Annotated in this window: 18 protein-coding genes and 1 pseudogene; 8 read left to right on the top strand and 11 right to left on the bottom strand. The window is 64.9% G+C overall.

Features of this window, described 5'->3' with window-relative positions; all coding sequences use genetic code 11:
• Positions 1-11: 11 nt before the first annotated feature.
• The 3 genes from JQ603_RS05615 to JQ603_RS05605 are packed head-to-tail and all read right to left on the bottom strand — an operon-like array spanning position 12 to position 2,681.
• Positions 12-881 (bottom strand): carbohydrate ABC transporter permease, encoded by an 870-nt coding sequence (locus JQ603_RS05615; protein WP_212337183.1) that lies wholly within the window; start codon positions 879-881, stop codon positions 12-14.
• On the bottom strand, positions 878-1,828 hold the full coding sequence (locus JQ603_RS05610) for a carbohydrate ABC transporter permease (protein ID WP_212337181.1): 951 nt from the start codon (positions 1,826-1,828) through the stop codon (positions 878-880). The genes JQ603_RS05615 and JQ603_RS05610 overlap by 4 nt, the downstream gene beginning before the upstream one ends.
• Position 1,829: 1 nt before the next feature.
• Positions 1,830-2,681, bottom strand: coding sequence for a phosphodiesterase (locus JQ603_RS05605; protein WP_212337179.1), 852 nt, complete (start codon positions 2,679-2,681; stop codon positions 1,830-1,832).
• 193 nt (positions 2,682-2,874) lie between these two features.
• On the opposite strand from JQ603_RS05605, the gene JQ603_RS05600 reads away from it, so the two are divergent.
• The gene (locus JQ603_RS05600; protein WP_212337177.1) at positions 2,875-3,408 is read left to right on the top strand and encodes an REP-associated tyrosine transposase; all 534 of its coding nucleotides are present in this window, start codon (positions 2,875-2,877) and stop codon (positions 3,406-3,408) included.
• 142 nt (positions 3,409-3,550) lie between these two features.
• On the opposite strand, the gene JQ603_RS05595 is transcribed toward JQ603_RS05600, so the two are convergent.
• The gene (locus tag JQ603_RS05595; RefSeq protein ID WP_212337175.1) at positions 3,551-5,023 is read right to left on the bottom strand and encodes a protein adenylyltransferase SelO; all 1,473 of its coding nucleotides are present in this window, start codon (positions 5,021-5,023) and stop codon (positions 3,551-3,553) included.
• 197 nt (positions 5,024-5,220) lie between these two features.
• Between JQ603_RS05595 and aspS the strand changes: the two genes are divergently transcribed.
• The gene (gene aspS / locus JQ603_RS05590) at positions 5,221-6,993 is read left to right on the top strand and encodes an aspartate--tRNA ligase (protein WP_212337173.1); all 1,773 of its coding nucleotides are present in this window, start codon (positions 5,221-5,223) and stop codon (positions 6,991-6,993) included.
• A gap of 141 nt (positions 6,994-7,134) precedes the next feature.
• Here the strand turns inward: aspS and JQ603_RS05585 are convergent, their stop codons facing one another.
• A complete protein-coding gene (locus JQ603_RS05585; protein WP_212337171.1) occupies positions 7,135-9,102 on the bottom strand; it encodes a hypothetical protein in 1,968 nt (655 codons plus the stop codon).
• A 247-nt stretch (positions 9,103-9,349) separates the two neighbouring features.
• On the opposite strand from JQ603_RS05585, the gene JQ603_RS05580 reads away from it, so the two are divergent.
• Together JQ603_RS05580 and JQ603_RS05575 are read left to right on the top strand one after the other, a co-directional pair.
• Complete coding sequence (locus JQ603_RS05580) at positions 9,350-11,659, top strand: NADP-dependent malic enzyme (RefSeq protein WP_212337169.1); 2,310 nt, start codon at positions 9,350-9,352, stop codon at positions 11,657-11,659.
• Between the two features lie 302 nt (positions 11,660-11,961).
• Positions 11,962-12,414 (top strand): DoxX family membrane protein, encoded by a 453-nt coding sequence (locus JQ603_RS05575; protein WP_212337168.1) that lies wholly within the window; start codon positions 11,962-11,964, stop codon positions 12,412-12,414.
• A gap of 2 nt (positions 12,415-12,416) precedes the next feature.
• Here JQ603_RS05575 and JQ603_RS05570 read toward each other — a convergent pair whose 3' ends face one another.
• The 4 genes and pseudogenes from JQ603_RS05570 to JQ603_RS05555 form a co-directional block, all read right to left on the bottom strand.
• Positions 12,417-12,974 carry a dihydrofolate reductase gene (locus JQ603_RS05570; protein WP_212337166.1) on the bottom strand — a complete coding sequence of 186 codons (558 nt, stop codon included), beginning with the start codon at positions 12,972-12,974 and terminating at the stop codon, positions 12,417-12,419.
• Positions 12,975-12,981: 7 nt separating this feature from the next.
• Positions 12,982-14,007 (bottom strand): polysaccharide deacetylase family protein, encoded by a 1,026-nt coding sequence (locus JQ603_RS05565; RefSeq protein WP_212337164.1) that lies wholly within the window; start codon positions 14,005-14,007, stop codon positions 12,982-12,984.
• Positions 14,008-14,172: 165 nt separating this feature from the next.
• A pseudogene (locus JQ603_RS05560) lies at positions 14,173-14,743 on the bottom strand (glutathione peroxidase).
• A gap of 79 nt (positions 14,744-14,822) precedes the next feature.
• Entirely contained in the window at positions 14,823-16,454 is a 1,632-nt protein-coding gene (locus JQ603_RS05555; protein ID WP_212337162.1) for a L,D-transpeptidase, read from the bottom strand.
• A 204-nt stretch (positions 16,455-16,658) separates the two neighbouring features.
• Here JQ603_RS05555 and JQ603_RS05550 point away from each other — a divergent pair, with 204 nt between their 5' ends.
• The 3 genes from JQ603_RS05550 to JQ603_RS05535 all read left to right on the top strand — a co-directional run bounded on the left by JQ603_RS05550 (position 16,659) and on the right by JQ603_RS05535 (position 18,427).
• Complete coding sequence (locus JQ603_RS05550; RefSeq protein ID WP_212337160.1) at positions 16,659-17,207, top strand: CreA family protein; 549 nt, start codon at positions 16,659-16,661, stop codon at positions 17,205-17,207.
• 659 nt (positions 17,208-17,866) lie between these two features.
• Positions 17,867-18,031: a hypothetical protein gene (locus JQ603_RS05540; RefSeq protein WP_212337157.1), complete on the top strand. Its 165-nt coding sequence runs from the start codon at positions 17,867-17,869 to the stop codon at positions 18,029-18,031.
• 33 nt (positions 18,032-18,064) lie between these two features.
• The gene (locus JQ603_RS05535; RefSeq protein WP_026312261.1) at positions 18,065-18,427 is read left to right on the top strand and encodes a hypothetical protein; all 363 of its coding nucleotides are present in this window, start codon (positions 18,065-18,067) and stop codon (positions 18,425-18,427) included.
• A 12-nt stretch (positions 18,428-18,439) separates the two neighbouring features.
• Here JQ603_RS05535 and JQ603_RS05530 read toward each other — a convergent pair whose 3' ends face one another.
• Entirely contained in the window at positions 18,440-18,685 is a 246-nt protein-coding gene (locus tag JQ603_RS05530; RefSeq protein WP_212337155.1) for a DUF6719 family protein, read from the bottom strand.
• 67 nt (positions 18,686-18,752) lie between these two features.
• Complete coding sequence (locus tag JQ603_RS05525; RefSeq protein ID WP_212337153.1) at positions 18,753-20,222, bottom strand: PLP-dependent aminotransferase family protein; 1,470 nt, start codon at positions 20,220-20,222, stop codon at positions 18,753-18,755.
• A 75-nt stretch (positions 20,223-20,297) separates the two neighbouring features.
• Here JQ603_RS05525 and JQ603_RS05520 point away from each other — a divergent pair, with 75 nt between their 5' ends.
• Positions 20,298-21,023 carry a pyridoxamine 5'-phosphate oxidase family protein gene (locus JQ603_RS05520; protein WP_212337151.1) on the top strand — a complete coding sequence of 242 codons (726 nt, stop codon included), beginning with the start codon at positions 20,298-20,300 and terminating at the stop codon, positions 21,021-21,023.
• The last annotated feature ends 12 nt before the right edge of the window (positions 21,024-21,035 follow it).

The following is a 21,035-nucleotide window of genomic DNA, read 5'->3' as shown; positions in this document are numbered from 1 at the left end:
CGGAAAATCTCCTATTTGATGCCTGAGGTGACGAAAGAGCTGATGAAGCGCTTCTGGAAGATCAGGAAGGTCACGAGCAGCGGCGCGATCACCATCAGCGTGCCTGCGGCGATGGTGCCCCAGGCTTGCGTTCCTTCGGCGGTCTTGGTGAACACCGAGAGACCGACCGTGAGCGGCCGCTTGTCGGGCGAATTGATCACCATCAGCGGCCACAGGAAGTCGTTCCAATGGCTGGTCACGGAGATGATGGCGAAGGCGGAGAAGCTCGGCATCGACAGCGGCACATAGATGTGGCGGATGCGCTGGAACAGGCTGGCGCCGTCGATCAGCGCTGCGTCTTCCAGCTCGGTCGGGATCGCCTCGAAGGCCTGCCGCATCAGGAAGGTGCCGAAAGCCGAGGCGAAGAACGGCATCATGACGCCGGCGAGCGTGTCGTAGAGGCCGAGCTGCGCCACGAGCTTCAGGTTCGGCACGATCAGCAGCACCGGCACCAGCATCAGCTGCATCAGGAACAGATAGAAGATCAGCGTCTTGCCGGCGAAGTTCAGGCGGGCGAAGGCAAAACCCGCCAGCGTGATGGTGAAGAACTGCACCAGCAGGATGCCGGTGCAGATGATCGTGGTGTTGAGGGTGTAGCGCGGGAAATCGCCGATCTCCCAGGCGTCCCTGATATTGTCGAGCGTGGGCTTGAGGCTCGGCATCAGCTCGGCCATGGCGTTGATGCCGTCGGAGGCGGGGCGCAGCGTTGCCACGCCCATCCACAGGAACGGGATCAGCCAGACGATCGCGAGCAGCACGGTCAGGAGGAAGCCGAGCTTGGGCGTGATCTCGCCACGGGTGGCGAGCGGGGCGTCCTTCCACAGCGCATCGAACAGCTTCATGGTCCGCCCTCGCGGTTCGCCATGGTGCGGAAGGACAGTGCGGTGAGCCCCATCAGCGCGGCGAGGGTCAGCAGCGTCGCCGCCGAGGCCTTGCCGACGTCGTAGTGCTCGACCGCCTGCTGGTAGATGTAGAACAGCACGAGGTTGGTCGAGTTGGACGGCCCGCCCTGGGTCATGACGAAGACGTGGTCGACCTGTGTCACCGCGTTGAGGATTGCGATGACGGTGACGAACAGGAAGGTGGGCTTGAGCTCCGGCAGGATGATGTGGCGCAGGCGCTGATAAGGCCCCGCGCCGTCGAGATGCGCCGCCTCCATCACGTCCTCGGGCACGGCCTGGAGGCCGGCGAGGAAGAACAGCATGTAATAGCCGGCGTTCTTCCAGACCGTGATGACCATGATCGCGTAGAGCGCGATGTCGGAATCGCCGAGCCAGTTCGGCAGCACCGCAAGCAGCCGGCCGATGTAATAGTCGAGCAGGCCGACATTGGGCAGGAAGATGAACAGGAACAGCGCGGAGGCCGCGACCATCGGGATCAGCACCGGCAGAAACAGCGCGGCGCGCAGCGCGCTGTTCACGGCATGGGTGCGTGACAGCGCCAGCGCGAACAGCAGCGCAAGTCCGATGCTCGGCACCGCCGTGCCGACGGCGTAGATCAGATTGTTGACGACGGCGCCGGTGAAGGCGGGGTCGGCGAGCACGGCGCTGATATTGTCGAGGCCGACGAAACGCACCGGCGCTTTCGGTGTGGCGCGCTGATAGAGCGCGTCGATGAGGACGCGCCCCATCGCGCCATAGGTGAACAGCGCGAGGAAGACGAGCGAGGGCAACAGCAGCAGATAGGCAGGCAGCGAGGCTTTGAAGCGGTGCGAGAACCGCTTCAGGACGTGCAGACGCGGTGCCGCCGACGTCGCGACCGGGAGAGCCGCGGGTTCAGCGAGGCTCATCTCATCGCGCCGGGAAATTGAGCGCATAATCGCGGCCGTCCACTCCTGCCGGTGGCTCGAAGGGGAAGCGCAGACTGGTGTCGAGGAAGTCGTGGCTGTGCACGACCAGGTTCTCCTGGTCGATCAGCACGACGCCATAGGCCGGCGGCTCGTGGCTGGCGAGATGCTCGGCGGCTGCAGCGTCGAGCTCGAACCAGACCTGGTGGTTGGTGCCGCGCAGCGTCGAGAACGGGATCTTGCCGTAGCTGCCGAAGATCGGCCGGTGCACATGGCCGAAGAACAGGTGGCGGATGCGCGAGCGGTAGGGCGCGATGACTTCCGCGAATTCGGCGCTCTGCTTCAGCGCGATCTCGTCCATGGCGTGGACGCCGACCGGGAAGGGCGGGTGGTGCATGAACACGACGAACTGCTGGTCGGCCGGCGCGGCAGCCAGTGTGCTCGCGAGCCAGCCGAGGCGCCTTTCGCACATCTCGCCGGCATGGCTGGTCTCGTCCAGCGTATCCAGGAAGATGAACAGGCCGTGCTCGGTGGTGCGGGTGCCCTGCACGAAGCCGTTGGCATCGCGCGGGGCGGCTTTCAGGCTGTCGAGGCAGGTCACGCGCTTGTCGTGATTGCCGACCATGGCGATGTACGGAATTTTCAGCGCGGCCATCGCGTCGGCGAAATTGGCGTAGGATTCCGGCTCGCCCCAATGGGTGAGGTCGCCGGTCACCACAGCAAACGCAGCGTCGGACTGGTGCTTGTTGATGTCGGCGATCGCCGCGTCCAACCGCGCGCGCGGATCGAGCCCGTAGAGCTTCAGCCCGGGGTTCGCGAGATGCGTGTCGGTGATGTGGATGAATTTGAAGGGCATGGCGCGCTTTGTCGGGACTGTGTTGGAGGATGGGCGCCTCCGGCAGGACGGCCCTGCCAGCCCGTTAGAGCGCGTGTGTTTCAGTTTGATGACAGCGGTTCCCGTGTCCACAACGGCCAAGGCCGTAGGGTGGATTAGCCGAAGGCGTAATCCACCGCTGTAAGCCAACTTCAAGTTGTGCTATTCATTTCGAATGTCCGACTATCGCCGCGCATTCGTTCCCGGAGGATGCTGGTTCTTCACCATGAACCTGCTCGATCGGCGGCAGTCTCTCTTGACCGATCAGATCGAAATCTTACGCGGCGCGGTCGCCGCAACACGCCAGAGCCATCCTTTCAAGATCGTTGCTTTCGTAGTTTTGCCGGATCATCTCCACGCAATCTGGAAACTGCCGTCAGATGACGCTAATTTTTCGGTGCGCTGGCGGTTGATCAAGTCACGTTTTGCCAAGGCACTCCCGGCGAATGAGCGGCTGAGCGCAGTCCGTGCCTCACGGAACGAACGCGGTATATGGCAGCGCCGGTTTTGGGAGCATTTCATTCGCGATGAGGCCGACTACGCGCGCCACGTCGAGTATTGCTATTACAATCCCGTCAAGCACGGGCATGTCTCGAAGGTGTGTGACTGGCCGTACTCGTCGTTTCACCGCGATGTGCGCGCCGGGCTGTTTCCCGAGGATTGGGGCGGTGACACCAAGATCGCAGGCGAGTTCGGTGAGCGGGCGTAACGCCAGCATGGTCCGTAGGGTGGATTAGCGAAGCGTAATCCACCTCTTTACTTTCCGCTTGTTGCGAGAAGTGGTGGATTACGCCTGCGGACTGCGCTTCGCGCATCCGCGGGCTAATCCACCCTACGCACCGCGCTTGTCGCTACGTCCCGCAGAACGTCTGCAGCACCCGCTGATCCGGCAGCGGCGGATCGGCGTAGGCCGCATACTCCGGCTGGTCCTCGTACGGCTTGCCCAGCACCTTCACCAACTCCTCGAACGGCGCGTAGTTGTCATCGTTCACCGCGGCCTGGATCACGGCCTCGACGCGGTGGTTGCGCGGGATGAAGATGGGATTGACGGCGTGCATCGCGGCCTGCCGTTCCGCTGCGCTCTGCGGCTCCAGCGCGATGCGCGCGCGCCAGCGGCCGGCCCACTCGTCGAAGGCTGCGGGCTCCATGAACTGCGCGCGCACGTCCGCGCCGTCATCGGCTGCAGCGTCGCCGAGCTTGCGGAAGGTGAGGGTGAAGTCGGCCTGGTTCTTCGCCATGGCGTCGAGCAGGTCCTGGATCAGCGCCTCGTCGCCGTCGCGCTCGGTGAACAGGCCGACCTTCTTGCGCAGACCGGCCTGATAGGCGTCGCTGAAGATCTCGGCGAAGGCGCCGAGAATGTCCTGGGCTTCGGCCACCGCCTTCTCCTGATCGTCGGAGAACAGCGGCAGCAGGCATTCGGCGAGGCGCGTCAGATTCCACAAGCCAATACGCGGCTGGTTGGCGTAGGCGTAGCGGCCCATCTCGTCGATCGACGAAAACACCTGCGCGGGATTGTAGGCGTCCATGAAGGCACAGGGGCCGTAATCGATGGTCTCGCCCGAGATCGATGAGTTGTCCGTGTTCATCACGCCGTGGATGAAGCCAACCAGCAGCCAGCGCGCGACGAGATCGGCCTGGCGCGCGACGACGGCCGCGAGCAGGTCGTGATAGGGCCGTTCGACGTGGAGCAGCTCCGGATAGTGCCGGACGATGACATGATCGGCGAGCCGGCGGATGGCCTCGGTGTCCCGGCGGACTGCGAAGAACTGGAAGGTGCCGACCCGGATATGGCTGGAGGCGATGCGGGTCAGCACCGCGCCGGGCAGCGCGGTCTCGCGGATGACGTGCTCGCCGGTGACGACGGCGGCGAGCGAGCGGGTGGTCGGAATGCCGAGCGCGTACATCGCTTCGCTGACGATGTATTCGCGCAAGACCGGCCCTAGCGCCGCACGTCCGTCGCCGCGGCGGGAGAACGGGGTGGGGCCAGATCCCTTGAGCTGGATGTCGCGGCGGACACCGTCTTTGTCGATGACCTCGCCGAGTAGGATGGCGCGGCCGTCGCCGAGCTGGGGCACGAATTGCCCGAACTGGTGGCCGGCATAGGCCATGGCGATGGGATCGGCCCCGGCGGGAACCGTCTTGCCGGCCAGGATCTCGGCCCCCTCCGGGGTCTCCAGCAGGTCCGGATCGAGCCCGAGCTGGACCGCCAGCGACCGGTTCAGCTTGATCAGCCGGGGGGCGGCCACGGGGGTCGGCGCGACGCGGGCAAAGAAGCTGTCCGGCAGCGCCGAATAGGAGTTCTGGAAGGGGAAATGGACGGTCATGGAGGTAAAGATAGGCGGGGAACGCCGGATGGCAAAGACGTGAGGCCGGATCGGCCAAAAATGGGCCTTCCGGGCTCAAAACAGCCCGTTCCCTTGGTTGCCGCCCCGGGCCTCGTCGGGTAAACCCTGCCGCAACTTCGGACCGGCCGTTTGAGGCGGTCCGATTCGCTTCCTCCGACATTGATTTTGGGACGACCATGCATCGCTACCGGTCACATACATGCGGCGCGCTCCGCGAGAGCAACATCGGCGAGACCATCCGCCTCTCGGGTTGGGTCCATCGCGTTCGCGACCATGGCGGCGTGCTGTTCATCGATTTGCGCGACCATTACGGCCTCACCCAGTGCGTGGTCGACCCGGACTCGCCGGCGTTCTCGCTGGCCGAAAAGCTGCGCTCCGAATTCGTGGTCAAGATGGACGGCAAGGTCCGCCGCCGCCCCGAGGGCACCGACAATGACGACCTGCCGACCGGCAAGGTCGAGGTCTATGTCAGCGAGATCGAGGTGCTGGGCCCGGCCGGCGACCTGCCGCTGCCGGTGTTCGGCGACCAGGAATATCCCGAAGACATCCGCCTGAAGTACCGCTTCCTCGACCTGCGGCGCGAAAAGCTGCACCAGAACATCATGACGCGCGTCGAGATCATCAAGTCGATGCGCCGGCGGATGGAGGGGCAGGGCTTCTTCGAGTTCAACACGCCGATCCTGACCGCGTCCTCGCCGGAAGGCGCTCGCGACTTCCTGGTGCCCTCGCGCATCCATCCGGGCAAGTTCTACGCGTTGCCGCAGGCGCCGCAGCAGTACAAGCAGCTGCTGATGATGTCGGGCTTCGACCGCTACTTCCAGATCGCGCCCTGCTTCCGCGACGAGGACCCGCGCGCCGACCGTCTGCCCGGCGAGTTCTACCAGCTCGACGTCGAGATGAGCTTTGTCACGCAGGAAGACGTCTTCGCGGCGATGGAGCCCGTCATCACCGGGGTGTTCGAGGAGTTCGCCAAGGGCAAGCCGGTGAGCAAGAACTGGCGCCGCATTCCGTTCGCCGAGGCGCTGCGCAAATACGGCAGCGACAAGCCGGACCTGCGCAACCCCATCGAGATGCAGGACGTCTCCGAGCACTTCCGCGGCTCCGGCTTCAAGGTTTTCGCGCGCATGCTCGAGGATCCCAAGAACCAGGTCTGGGCGATCCCGGCCGCTGGCGGCGGCAGCCGCGCGTTCTGCGACCGCATGAACTCGTGGGCGCAAGGCGAAGGCCAGCCCGGCCTCGGCTACATCATGTGGCGCGAGGGCGGCGAGGGCGCCGGTCCCCTCGCGAACAACATCGGGCCTGAGCGCACCGCCGCGATCCGCGCGCAGCTCGGCACCAAGGAAGGCGACGCCGCCTTCTTCGTCGCCGGCGATCCCGACAAGTTCTGGAAGTTCTCTGGCCTTGCCCGCAACAAGGTCGGCGAGGAATTGAACCTCACCGACAAGGAGCGGTTCGAGCTCGCCTGGATCGTCGACTTCCCGATGTACGAGTACAACGAGGACGACAAGAAGGTCGACTTCTCGCACAACCCGTTCTCGATGCCGCAGGGCGGTCTTGAAGCGCTGAAGGGCCAGGATCCGCTGACCATCAAGGCGTTCCAGTACGACATTACCTGTAACGGCTACGAGATCGCCTCGGGCGGTATCCGCAACCACGTGCCGGAAGCGATGGTGAAGGCGTTCGAGATCGCAGGCTACGGCGAGCAGGAAGTGGTCGACCGCTTCGGCGGCATGTACCGCGCCTTCCAGTATGGCGCACCGCCGCATGGCGGCATGGCTGCGGGCGTCGACCGCATCGTCATGCTGCTCTGCGGCACCACGAACCTGCGCGAGATCTCGCTGTTCCCGATGAACCAGCAGGCCATGGACCTGCTGATGGGCGCGCCGTCGGAAGCCACCACAAAACAGCTCCGCGAGCTGCATGTGCGGGTGAACCTGCCGCAGAAGTGATCTCGTGCCCCGGACGCAGCGCAGCGCTTCTTTAGCGGCGCGCTGCTGAGCCGGGCCCATGTTTCAGCGAACCACAAACTTTCTGAGTCCCGGCTCAGCGTCGCAACGCTTACGCGCTGCGCCGCGTCCGGGACACGAGACCTACAGCCCCGTCGACGCCTCGATCCTGAACTGCGCCAGCGCGCTCTGCGGGTCGGTTTGCAGAAGCTGCATCAATTGCATCAGCGGTGCCTTGGCGCGGGGTGTGAGCTTGATGACGAGCGTCTGGCCCGGCGTCTCGACAAAGCTCGCGATCGCATCCACCGCCGTGCCCGCGTCCGGATTGGCGGCGGCGACGTCCGCCCGGTGCACCCGAACGCTGTCTGCGAGCGCCTGACGCGCGGCGTCTCGGCTCACATTCTTGCCGCGTGCATATTGCGTCGCCGCGGAATCGACGCCGCCATTGTCGCGCAACGAGAACTCGAGCGCGCCGGCCTCGATCCGGGCCGCCTGGCCCATGAGTTGGGCGGGATCGGCCGAAAACACCTCGCGCGGCACGTTGCCGAGAGCGACACGCAATTGAGCCCTTGCGATCCCTCCGATGTCGAGCGTCGCCGGCGTCAGGGAGAAGCTGTTGGACTGCTCGGCCCACGCCGCGCCGAGATCGAGGTCGATCGCGAGCTTGTCGATCCCGCTGGCAATCAATGGGAGCTGCTTCGGATCGGACGGATCGGTTGGCGTGACGAATTTGGCAACCAGATGCGCCTTGCTCGGAATCGGGCCGACCAGTTGCCCCCAGTCCAGGCTCAACGTGTCGATCGTGACGAGCTTCTTGGTGGCCTTGTAGGGGGCCGCCACGCCCTTGATCTCCGCGCCTGCCAGCACGCCGAACAGGCCCAGCATCTGATCCGGCGAGGGGGGCCGCCCGACGTTCTTCGTGAGGTCCGCTGCCCAGCGCATCAGGTTCGTGACGCTGAAGGATTTCAGCGCGAAGCGCTCCATCTTGAACTGACCTTGGGGCGAGGGCGCATCGAGGCCTTCCAGCGCGAACTCGCCCTGGGAATATCTGATGGCGTTGAGCTTTGCGGCGCCCTGCGGTGTGTCCATCGACAAATCGGCGATTGTCACCTTGCCGACCCGCGCGCCGTCATAAAGGTTTGCGACCTTCTCCATCAATTCGCGTATCTGCGCCGGGCTCTGAGATGCAGACGGGTCCTTCGGCAGAACGGCCAGCAGCTCTGCAGGACGAAATTTCGACGGCTGATATGCAATGTCCTCGACCAGGATGCGTCCGATTTTCGCGCCGATGCCGGAAGTCGAAGTCATGGCGTATGCGGTTGATATCTGCCGATAAACACGGTGATAGCTGTCGTCGTTTGCCTTTTCCGGATTGAGCGCGGCGATCACGACGTTTGCGTCGAAATCGTCGATAGTCACGTCGGAGAAGCCCGTGGTGACTTTATCTGGACGTGGCTGTTGCACATTGATGGCGACAACAGCGCGGTCCATCTTTACCGCTTCAATCTTGCCGCGATTGATATTGCGGAACATCAGTCCCGAATAGGTAACCTCGCCGGTTCCTCCCCCGGTCACTCCGGTCATTGCGGCGGTTATGGTTGGCACGTTGAGCGAGGCGGCCGCAACGTTTGCAAATTGCTCGAGCCCAAAACGGTATGCGTCGAGAATGGAGTCCGAGGCCGGCGCGCCCTGCATGCGGGCGGGCCCGGAATAATCAGTCAACGTGAGCTGCGGGATCTTGTAAGTCATCTTCATGCCCGCCGCACCCACGGCGCCGTCGATCGCCAACTCCACGCCATCGATCGCGACATTGTCGGCCGCAATACGGGCCTCGTCGACTTGACGAACGCCGACGGCCTTGAAGCTCGCAGCCTTGATGCCGGCCAGGGGGCCTCGGCCCGGCTCGACATTGACCTCCTCGATGGTGAGGGTGCGGCTCGGCAGATCGAACCCGATCTTGCCGTGGCTCGCCTTGCCGCCGCCGGCACGCACCTGTTCGAACGCCGCCTCGATCTCGGCAATGGCCCGGTGCTGGACGTAGAGGTTGACGCCGAACCATCCGCCCGTGGCGAGCACGGCCGCCACGACCAGGCCGATCAGGATGCGCTTCATTCCCAGCTCCAGTTGCTCGTTTTGCACTGCGCAACCTGCCATATTCGCGAAATGCCGTGCGGTCCAGGGAAAGCTATGGTTTTCAAATATTTGACCGTGCGCCCTGTTGATGGGGGCGCAATCCGATGTTGCCACCGGGGCTTCGGCCGTGCTTCATCCCGTTTCCACGACCCGGAAATACCGTCCGCTTGGACGGCCGCTCCGGATCGTGCATTTTTGAGGCCGGTAACGCGAGGCGAGACACCGCATGTCGTCCTATTCTGATGATCTCCACCAGGCGGCGCTCGCCTACCATCGTCTGCCGCGCCCCGGAAAGCTCGAGATCCAGGCGAGCAAGCCGCTTGCCAACCAACGCGACCTCGCGCTGGCCTATTCTCCGGGCGTTGCGGCTGCCTGCACCGAGATCGCCAAGAACCCGGCCGAGGCCGCCACGCTGACCACGCGCGCCAATCTGGTCGCCGTGGTCTCGAACGGCACCGCGGTGCTCGGCCTCGGCAATATCGGCCCGCTGGCCTCGAAGCCGGTGATGGAGGGCAAGGCCGTCCTGTTCAAGAAATTCGCCGGCATCGACGTGTTCGACATCGAGATCGCCGCCGACACCATCGACCGCGTGGTCGAGACGGTGGCGGCGCTCGAGCCGACCTTCGGCGGCATCAATCTGGAAGACATCCGCGGGCCGGAATGTTTCGAGATCGAGGCGCGGCTGAAGGAGCGCATGAAGATCCCGGTATTTCATGACGACCAGCACGGCACCGCGATCATCGTCGCCGCCGCCATCACCAATGGCCTCCGCCTGAACGGCAAGAAGCTGTCCGACGTCAAGATCGTGGCATCAGGGGCAGGGGCCGCGGCCATCGCGACGCTCAATCTGCTGGTGTCGATGGGCGCGCAGCGCAAGAACATCTGGGTCTGCGACATCGATGGTCTCGTGCATGAGGGCCGCAACACCTCGATGGACCGCTGGAAGGCGGTCTATGCGCAGGAGACCGACAAGCGCACGCTGGGCGACGTCATCGGCGGCGCCGACATCTTCATCGGGCTGTCGGCACCGGGCGTGCTCAAGCCCGAGATGGCGCAGGCGATGGGCGAGAAGCCGCTGATCATGGCGCTCGCCAATCCGACTCCGGAGATCATGCCGGAGGAGGCGCGCAAGGTGCGCCCCGACGCCATGATCTGCACCGGTCGCTCCGACTATCCGAACCAGGTCAACAACGTCCTGTGCTTCCCCTTCATCTTCCGCGGCGCGCTCGATGTCGGCGCCAGCGCCATCAACGAGGAGATGAAGCACGCCGCGGTCGAGGCCATCGCACAGCTCGCGCGCGAGGCGCCGTCCGATGCGGTCGCGCAGGGCTTTGACACCGGCGAGGCGGGCGGCTTTGGTCCGGGCTCGCTCATTCCGAGCCCGTTCGATCCAAGGCTCATCCTGCGCGTGGCGCCTGCGGTTGCGAAGGCCGCGATGGAGTCCGGCGTGGCGACGCGTCCCATCACCAATTTCGACGAATATGCTGCGCTGCTCGAGCGCTTCGCCTTCCGCTCCGGCCTCGTCATGAAGCCGATGTTCGCCAAGGCCAAGACCCAGCCGGTGCGTGTGATCTACGCCGAAGGCGAGGACGAGCGCGTGCTGCGCGCGACGCAAGTCGTGTTGGAGGAGAAGCTGGCGACGCCGATACTGGTCGGCCGCCCGTCGGTGGTGGAGGCGCGCATCAAGCGCTTCGGCCTCTCGATTAAGGCCGGCCGCGATTTCGATCTCGTCAATCCCGAGGACGATCCGCGCTACCGCTCCTATGTGCAGTCCTACGTCGAGGTCGCCGGCCGCCGCGGCGTGACGCCCGATGCGGCCCGCACGGTGGTGCGCACCAACAACACGGTCATCGCCGCGCTCGCGGTGACGCGCGGGGAGGCGGATGCGATGCTCTGCGGCGTCGAGGGCCGCTACATGAGCCATCTGCGCCATGTCCGCGAGATCGTCGGATTCTCGCCGGGGATCAGCGACTATGCGGCGCTGGCGCTGCTGATCACCAGCAAGGGCGCCTTCTTCATCGCCGACACGCAGGTCCGCCCCAATCCGAGCGCGGAGGAGCTTGCCGAGATCGCCTCGCTCGCCGCGGTCCACGTCCAGCGCTTCAACATCAAGCCGAAGATCGCCTTCGTCTCGCATTCGGATTTCGGCAGCTACGACACCGAATCCTCGCGCAAGATGCGCCGGGCGACGCAGCTTCTGAAGGAGAAGCATCCGGAGATCGAGGCCGACGGCGAGATGCAGGGCGACACCGCGCTCTCCGCCGCCGCCCGCCGCATGGTCCTGCCGCATTCCAAGCTCGAGGGCGAGGCCAACATCATGATCATGCCGACGCTGGACACCGCCAACGTCGCCTATCAGATGATCAAGTCGCTGGCGGACGCGCTGCCCGTCGGCCCGATCCTGGTCGGTCCGGCCCGCCCGGCGCACATCCTCACGCCCTCGGTGACCGCGCGCGGCATCCTCAACATGACCGCGGTCGCGGTCGTGGAGGCGCAGGAACGCGCAGCCCGGCAGCAGCCGACGCTGTTTACGTAAGGGGCGATCTTACCCTCTCCCCTTGTTGTGGGAGAGGGCGGCTCGCCGCGTCGCGGCGAGACGGGTGAGGTGTATCTCTCCGCGAGTCCCACTATCGTTAAATTCGCGGAGAGATACCCCTCATCCGGCGCTCCGCGCCACCTTACTCCCGCAAGGGGAGAAGGGGACCGCACCTGTGGCGTGCTTTTGAATTGCTTTCAGTTCGCCATTTCCCCGTTTGTAAACGGGCGAACGACTCATCATAATCCCTCGCGCTTTCGTCCGAGTTCCGATTTCAAAAAGCCTGAGCCAAGAGGCCGATCATGCCAGCGTTCGTGACTTTCGGGCGGATCCTGTTCGCCGTGCTGTTCATCTACACGGGCGCCACCAAGCTGTTCGCCATCCAGGCGACCGCCGATTTCATCGCCACCAAGGTCGTGGTGCCTGACGCGATTGCGCCCTACGCCAAGCAGGTCGAGACGGCGACCGCCATGACCACGCCGCAGCTGCTGGCGATCGCGGTCGGCGGGCTCGAGGTCATCGCAGGCCTGATGATCGCGCTGAACTTCGGCGCGCGCTTCTTTGCGATGCTGCTGATCATCTACGTCGCGGTCGCAACCGTCCTGTTCTACGACTTCTGGAACCAGGTGCCGCCCGACAACGCCAAGATGCTGGTGGATGCGCTCAAGAACCTCTCGATCATCGGCGCGCTCTGCATGATCATCGGCTATGGCCGCACCACGCGACCGGCCGAGGCGGCCTACGGGGACGTGTAGGGCTAGTCCGCCACCCTACGCCACGGCGTCACCGTGACATCGTACGCCGCATCGAGCAGGTAGGGCGCGCCCGGCCTCATCCCGTGCGACGCCAGCACCTGGTGCGGCGTCCGCTCGGGCACGCCGACAAAGCAGCCTTCGCCGCCGGGGAGCCGCACGTGGGGGGCTTCCGACAGCCAGAACGTGTCGTAGCGGTCCATGAACATGTCGAACACGACGGGGCCGCCGATGATCGCGACGGTGCCGGCGGCGACGTCGGCGAAGGCGCAGGCCTCCTCGAAGCTGGCGTGATCCGGATTCCACAGCGTCGCGTTCGGCATCTCCGGATCGACGGTGAGGGGCTTGATCTTGCGAGTGAGGATCAGGCGCTTGCGCTTCGGCGAATTCGGCTGTTGCTCGTGCGAATGCCGGCCGTGCACGATCAGCGCAGCGCGATCGAGCGCCTGCTCGAAGAACAGCTTGTCGCCTTCGAATTTCAACGTCTCAGGCATGATGTGCGACGGATCGGCGAGCATGCCGTCCGCGGAGACGATGACGTAGCCTTCGATACGGAAAGACAAGTGCAGGCTATTCGGAAACGGTCGTCACCACGGAATTGACCGGACGCTGGCTCACCGTCGGCAGCTTGACGTCCTTGAGCAGCTCCTGGTCGTATTCGGGCAACGTCGATGCCGGGAATTTCGCGCGCATCGCCACCACCTTGTAGCCGCCGGCCTTCAGGCGCTTGAGCAGCTCGGGCAGGGCTTCGGCGGTGTGCTTCTGGAAGTCGTGCATCAGGATGATGCCCTTGCCCTTGGCGTCGAGCTTCTTCATCACGGTCTCGATCACCTTCTCGGGCTTCGAGGCCTTGAAGTCGAAGGAGTCGATGTCGCAGGAGAAGATCGCGGTGTTGCGGTTGCCGAGATAGGTGACCATCTCCGGCGGATGCTGGAGCGCGGGGAAGCGGAAGAACGGCGAGGGCGAGATGCCGCCGAGCGCCCACTTCACCGCGGAAAGGCCCTTCTCGATCTCTTCCTTGCGCTGCGCTTCGGTGAGCTTCTTGTTGTTGAGGTTGGCGTGCGACCAGGTGTGGGTGCCGACGGTGTGGCCGGCCGCATAGACCTGCTTCAGGATCTCAGGCTCGTAGGTGGCGTGCTTGCCGATCGAGAAGAAGATGCCGGTGGTGCATTCGTCGGCAAGCGCCTTCAGCACGGCGGGCGTGTTCTTCGGCCAGGGGCCGTCGTCGAAGGTCAGCACCACCTCCTTGTCGCGCAGGAAGTCGAGCTCCTTGAAATGCTCGAAGCCGAAGCCGGGACCGCCGGTGGTGTCGATCTCGACGGTGCGGGCGACACCGAGCGCGCCTTGCGTGTTGCAGGCCGCGCGCGCCGGCTGCGGCGCCTGTTTCGGCGGCGGTGGATTGACGAAGCCTGCCGGCGCGGCGGCTGCCGCGGGTGCAGCTGCCGGAGCCGCAGCGGGCGCTGTGGCGGCCGGTGCTGCCGCCGGTGCGGCTTGGGGGGCGGTGGCGGGCTTGGCGGCCGGCGTCTGCGACCATGCCGCGCCCGTCATCGCTAGAGACATCGCGCTTGCCAAAATCAGTCCTGCCGCCACGCGCATGGTGTTATCCTCGAGATTGATCCCGTTGTTCCGCCGCGGCTTTTCGCCTCCGGCCAAACCTTCCCGCCCCAAACGATCCTAGCCTAGATGGTGGGCCCTCGCCATTGCAACGGCTGTTTGGCATCCCGCCACAATTGTGCCCAACCCGATTGGGCCCGTGTCGTGTCAGCTGGCGGCCAGTGCCTTGGCGACGGCCGTTTTGATCCGCGTGTCGGTCGGCTCGACCGCGGAGGGAAACACATCCGCGATATAGCCGTCACGGCCGATCAGGTACTTGTGGAAGTTCCAGCGCGGAACTTCGCGGGGGGCGCGCCTCAGCCGCCCATTTATAGAACGGATGCGCCTTGGCACCGACCACCACCGCCTTGCCCGTGATCGGGAAGGTAACGCCATAATGGTGGTGCGCGGTCTCCGTGATCTCGCCGGCGCCGCCGGGCTCCTGGCCGCCGAAGTCGTTGGAGGGCACGCCGATCACGGTCAGCCCGCGCTCGCGAAACTCGCCCCAGAGCTCCTGCAGGCCCGCATATTGCGGGGTGTAGCCACAGAGCGAGGCGGTGTTGACCACCAGCAGCGGTTTCCCGGTGAAGGCGGCGAGGCGGATGTCATCGCCGGACAGGGCCGGGAAGGTGAAGGCATAGGCCGAGATCCGGCTCATGCCGGCATCGGCGTAGGCGCGCGTCATCGGCGCGGCTGCGCCTGCCAGCGCCGCGATGAGCAATGTCCTGCGGTTCATCATGACGGCGTCCCCCGAAATGATCCGCGCGGATGTTACTCCGCCGGCGTGACCGGGTCGCTCAACACCGCGTTATCGCGTGCTAGTACAGACGAACTATGAAATCCGTGCCTTCGCCGGTCTCGCCCTGGTTGATGCCCTGGTCGGAGACGATGATCGAGCCGCCGGAGGTCAGCATCTCGTTGATCTTCACCATGGTGTCGGCGGGGACCGAGATACGGTCGAGCGCCTCAGTCGGGTTGTCCGGCGTCACCACCGGCTTTGCAGCGACGGGGATCACGGCGGCGCCACCCCGGCGGCGCGCGACGCGGCCGTCATCCTCGCGCGCGGCGGAGCGAGCGGTGACGGGCAGCGACACCACCGACCAACGCAGCGCATTGGAATCGGCCTTGTCGACTTCGGCGGTGAAGACATGCGTGCCGAGCGGCCGGTCGCTCGCGGCGATCGTCACGGGCACCTCGAACAGCGGCGCAAAGTTCTGCCGCGCATAGAGCTTGGAATCCTTGCGGCTAATGAAGACGGCGATCTGACCGGCCCGTTTGGGCGCGTCCGGCTTTGCCGCCGGTGCGGGATCGGCGAGGCGGGTCTCGTCCTTCTTGGCGTCCGGTGCGGGCGCCGTAGCCGTCACGGCGGCGTCGGGCTTCTTGGCGGAATCGGCAGCTTCAGTCTTCGCCGTCTCGGGCTTCGCCGCTTCTGACCTTGGCGCGTCAGACTTCGGTGTGTCGCTCTTGGCAGCTTCGCCCTTGTCGCCGGCTGCCGGCTTCGCCACGTCTTCCGACCGCGGCTTGGCCGCATCGGATGCCTCGGCGGTCTTCGTCTCGGACGTCGCAGGCACGTCAACCTTGTCGGTCGATGCGGCGGCTTCGTTGCGCGCGGCTGCGTTGCCCGTTGTGATGTCCGACATGACAGTGTGGCCGACCGATGAGCGCAGCTCCAGCGCTGCATCGGCGCTCGCGGTCTTGGTCTCGACCGGCTTGGCATCAGTGACCTTCGCAGCCGCGCCCTTGTCGGCCTTGTCGCCGACATTGGTCTGCGGCTCCAGGCTGGCCGCGGGCTGCGGCGGCACGCGCACCGAGGCGAGCAGCGGATGCTGGAAGCTGTGCGGTGTCATCTCGCCGGGCGCGACGATGACGCGCGCACCCATCTTGGTCCAGTTCCACATCTTCACCGCGAACGCCATCGGCATGCGGATGCAGCCGTGCGAGGCCGGATAGCCCGGCAGCACGCCGGCATGCATGGCGACGCCGGACCAGGTGATCCGCTGCATGTACGGCATCGGGGCGCCGCTGTAGATGTTGGAATGGTGGAATTTGTGCTTCTGGATGACGCTGAACACACCCATCGGCGTCGAATGGCCCTTCATGCCGGTCGACACCGGGGATTCCGCGAACACGCCCTTGCTGTCGTAGATCGTCACCTTCTGCCGGTCGATCGAGACGACGATGACGAGGGGACCTTGCGGCTTGGCGCCGGCCTCCTTCTCGGCAACGATCTCCTTCTTGCCGGCCGTGCCGCGCTTCTGCGGCTTCTGGCGCGGTATTTCGGGATGCCGATCCTGCCGGGCGTAATAGGACCCGTCGGAATAATCCGTCCAATAATAAAACGCAGCGTCAGCCTGGCTTGCCGTTCCGATCACGCCCGCCGCCGTCAAGATGGCGACCTGCCAAATCCGCGCTGGTTTGGCGGCAAAACCGGACTCGTTCACGCTATTCATCCTCGAATCCATAATCCAAATCATTAGTCTCGCAGAGGGGATACGCGTTCAACAGCATGGCGGTTCTGCCATCAGCTACTTTTGTCCAAGACGTAACAAAAAAGCCTCACGGAGGGGTAAACGGCGGCCGCGCCCGGCTTGCCGTCGTCTTCCTGACCGGCCAGCCGATACCTACATTGCGGGGACTTGTTACCGGAGAACTTCATGTCATCTCGTTTCCCCGGTCTTTCCGGCATCCGTTTGAAAGGCCTCGCTTTATTCCTCCTGGCCATGGTCGCCCCGCTGGCTTCTGCATCCGCCGCCGATGAGCCCGATCTGATCTTCCGCCGCTCCACCGTGTTCAAATGGATGAGCCCGAACGACAAGCTCGCGACCTATGGCCTCGACGACCCCGAAGTCGAGGGGGTCGCCTGTCATTTCACCGTGCCGGAGAAGGGCGGTTTCAAGGGCTGGCTCGGCCTTGCCGAGGAAGTCTCGGACATCTCGCTCGCCTGCCGCCAGGTCGGTCCGATCAAATTCAAGGCCAAGATGGAGCAGGGCGACGATATGTTCCGTCAGCGTCGCTCACTGTTCTTCAAGAAGATGCAGATCGTGCGCGGCTGTGACACCAAGCGCAACGTGCTGGTCTACATGGTCTATTCGGACAAGCTGATCGAGGGCTCGCCGAAGAACTCAACATCGACCGTGCCGATCATGCCGTGGGGACCGGCTGACGCCAACGTCCAGAAGTGCGGTGAATTCTTCACTCAGTGACGCTCTTGCGTTCACTCCAGTGACGCCTTCGCGTTCACTCAGTGACGCCTTCGCGGCTGACGCGCGGTTTTGCGAGATGCGAGCCGGTCAGCCGCACGAACATCTGCGGTGCGGCTTCGAAGCCGCGGCTCGATTGCAGCGCCATTTCGTTCGCCGAAGTGGCGCGGCTGCGAACCGGTCGTTGATCTCCGCGGTCCGTCCGTTGGTCCGCCTCGCGCGGCGTTGCGCGATCTTGCGCCATCATGATGGCCATTCCTCACGTGGATGCGGCCGGTGATCCCGGCGTCTCGGCTTCGATGGCTTGGGTCGCGGCCGAAGCGTCCCCGGTTCGACGGGACCCAGTCTTCGTTTGGCTTCTCTTCAGCAGAAAAACGTAAAACGCATGTGAAGCGTGCAAGGCGGGCGCGTGACGATGCCCGCGTCCGGTACCGTTGCGCACTGCGACAGCGCTTGCGAGGCCGCCTTGAGCCGCCGAGCGACGTGACTGAAATGATTGGCATTTTCCGAGAATTGTTTCGTCGCCTCGGACGGGACGAAACAATTCGCACGCGGATGAAACCATTTTCCGATTTTGGCGCATCACGCGCGAAACCGCCCATGGTTATCAGCTTCGCAACGACGACGGCGTACCGCCGGCCGCGGAATTGAGGGACAAGACCATGCGCGCGCTCAGCTTTATCCTTGCGTTCGGCTTTGTGCTCGCCGGTTCCTCGTTCGCGGGCATGCCCGATGGCAATCTTCCTGGCATCGGCACCTTCCAGTACTCCGGCTCGCCGGTCATGACGCCGGCGCCGCAGCCGATCGTGGTCGCTGCCCGCTTCTGATCGCCAACCAGAAATCAGCCGGCAATGGCCATCATGTTGCTTCGATTCTGCGCCGCGGCGTTCATCGCCCTTCTGACGATCAATTCCGTGCAGGCGCAGGTGCGCGCGCCGTCGCGACTGCCGGATCCACGCAGCGAATTCGTGCGCCAGTGCGCGCCGCGCATGCTCGGACGCTGGGAGCATCCGGAAGAAGTCTGCGGTTGCCTGCATGACCATGCCGCCGCGGTCGTCGAGGACCGCGATTTGCGCGAAGCGCTGCTGCGCGGCATCAGCGAGACCGGCGTGCCGACGATCGAGACCGATTGGGTGCCGACGTCGAAGCAAAGCGAGATCGGCCCGACCTTCACCAAGATCGCCAAGCCGACCTTGCAGTGCATGTTCGATCCGGCGAAGTAGCTTCTCAGATCATCATTTCGTTTTCGGCCCGTGCCGCGGCACGCAGGAGCTTGTGCGCGTGACGCCCTTGTCGGTCATCTTCGCGCCGCGCACTTCCTTGACCTGACCGGCGGGGCAGGTTCCGTCGTCCACGAGCACGCGCTGGCCGAGCTTCAGATCCACGATGTCCTGTTCGCGTCCGATGGTGGCTGCGCGTGCCGTCGAGGCAAACGCAATCAAGAACAGGAGCGAGAGGCAGGTCGCGTGGCGCAGCGGCATGATGTGAGGTCCCAGCATCGATGCCGCAATCTAGGGAGCGACGGGCGATTCTCATAGTGAAGCTTCGTCACGCCCGGCGGGCCGACTTGCCCTTTGCGCGCAAGGCGGCGCACGATTCCCGCGCGAGCCGCTCGGCGGATGCCACGAGTTGCGGAACCGCATGCCCGGAAAATCCCAGCACGAAGCCGGGCAGGGGCCGTGCGCGCGAATAGGTGTCGGCCAATAGCCAGCCTTCCGCGCCGGCGGCCTGCTTCGCCTCGGCTGCGACCGCCAGTTCGACCGATGGATCGAACCGGGCGACAAGATGCAGGCCCTGCGATGGCACCGGCACGGACAATAGGCCGTCGGACCTCGCCTCCAACGTCGCGGCCAGCGCATCGCGCGCTTCGCGATAGAGCTTTCGCACCCGTTTCAGGTTCGCGGCGAAGGCGCCGGAATTGAGCATGTCGGCCACCGCGCCTTCCATCAGCGTGCCGGGAAAGCGGTCGAGCGCGGCGCGTGCGGCGGTCACATCGCCGATCAGGCGCTCGGGCAGGGCGCAATAACCGATGCGCAAGCCGGGAAACAGCGTCTTGGCGAACGTGCCCATGTAGATCACGCGCTGGAGGTGATCGATGCCGGCAAGCGACATCAGCGGGGCGCCGTCATAGCGAAACTCGCTGTCGTAATCGTCCTCCAGCACGAAGGCGCCGGCTTGCCTCGCCCAGTCCAGCAGTTCCAGCCGTCGCGGCATCGACATCTGCACGCCCAGCGGAAACTGATGCGACGGCGTCACATAGGCCGCGCGCGCGGAGGCAGCCGCGGTGCGACCCCTGGCGACGCGCATGCCGTGCTCGTCCACCGGAACGGGCACGGCGCGATAGCCGCAATGCATGATGGTTTTTCGCGCGGCAGGGTAGCCTGGGTCTTCGCACCACACTTGATCGCCCGCCTTCAGGATCGCGCTCAGCACGATGCGCAGCGCATGCAGCGTGCCTGACGTCAGCATGATCTGGTCGGGATCGCAGCGCAGCCCGCGCGCCGACAGCAGATGATCGGCGATCGCGGCGCGCAGCTCGCGGCTGCCGCGAGGATCGCCATAATGCAGATGCTCGGACCCGAAGGCGCGCATGCGCCGGCCGACGAAAGCGCGAAAACGCTGCACGGCGCGTTCGTCGATATGGGTGCAGCCGAGCGCGAACGCGCCTTGTCCTGGCGTTTCCACCTTCACTTTCGGCTTCTTCGGCCCGGTCGCGCGCGCCGGAATCAGCGCGGCGACGAAGGTGCCGGAGCCGACGGTTGCGTCGGCAAAGCCGTCGGCGATCAGCCGCTCATAGGCGGTGACGACGGCGTTGCGCCGGAAGCCTGTTTGCTTCGCCAGCGTGCGGGACGGCGGCAGCGGCTCGCCGGGCTTGATGAGGCCTGAGACGATCATCTCGCACAGCGCCTGGTAGAGCCGGTGCGCGGCGGAGGCGCCAGCCGTGATGTGCGGGCCGGTGAGATCGAGCGGCAGCTCCGCCTTGGCGGGCGCAGGAGAATTGGTCGGAATTTTTTGCATGGAATTGGCACTATCGCAGACCAAATCCGCGGCTACAACTGGCCTGGAATTGTTCCAAGCCCGACAGGAGCGGCCGTGAGCCAGACCGAAACCTCGAATTCGTATCCGACGTCAGCGCGCAACCAGGTCAAGCGCCGTCACGACCGCGGCTTCTACGATCACGACACGGTCCATCGCATCCTGGATTCCTCGATGCTGTGCCACGTCTCCTATGTGATCGACGGCCAGCCCTATTGCACGCCGACCTTCTTCTGGCGCGAGGGGACGAGGCTCTACTGGCACGGCTCGAGCGCGAGCCGCATGCTGCGCAACCAGACCAAAGGCGAGCGTGTCTGCCTGACGGTTGCCCATCTCGACAGCCTTGTGCTGGCGCGCTGCGGCTTCAATCATTCGGCCGATTACCGCGCGGTGATGGCGTTCGGCACCGCCTATCTCGTCACCGACGCGGACGAGAAAGAGCGCGCCGTAATCGCCATGGTCGACCGCTTCTTCCCGGACCGCACCGCGAGCCTGCGGGCGAGCACCACGCAGGAGATCAAGGCGACCTCCTTCATCGCCATGGAGATCGAGGAGGCATCGGCAAAAGTCCGCGCCAAGGGCGTGGCCGATGACGACGAGGATTATACGTTGCCGATCTATGCCGAGCGCATTCCTGTGCGCACCGTGCTCGGCGCGCCGGAACCTTGCCCGCGCCTGCTCGACGGCGTGAGCCGGCCTGCGACGCTCGATGGCTATTCGGAAGGCCGACTGCTCGAAGATGCATTGCGGGATGCTTATTTTGTGGAGTACCCGAACGGCTGAAATCGGCTAGCT

The organism is Bradyrhizobium liaoningense (assembly GCF_018130825.1).
In the GTDB taxonomy this organism is placed as follows: domain Bacteria; phylum Pseudomonadota; class Alphaproteobacteria; order Rhizobiales; family Xanthobacteraceae; genus Bradyrhizobium; species Bradyrhizobium liaoningense_B.
The sequence above is the reverse complement of the archived record's forward strand: the minus strand, read 5'-3'. Positions and strand labels throughout refer to the sequence as shown.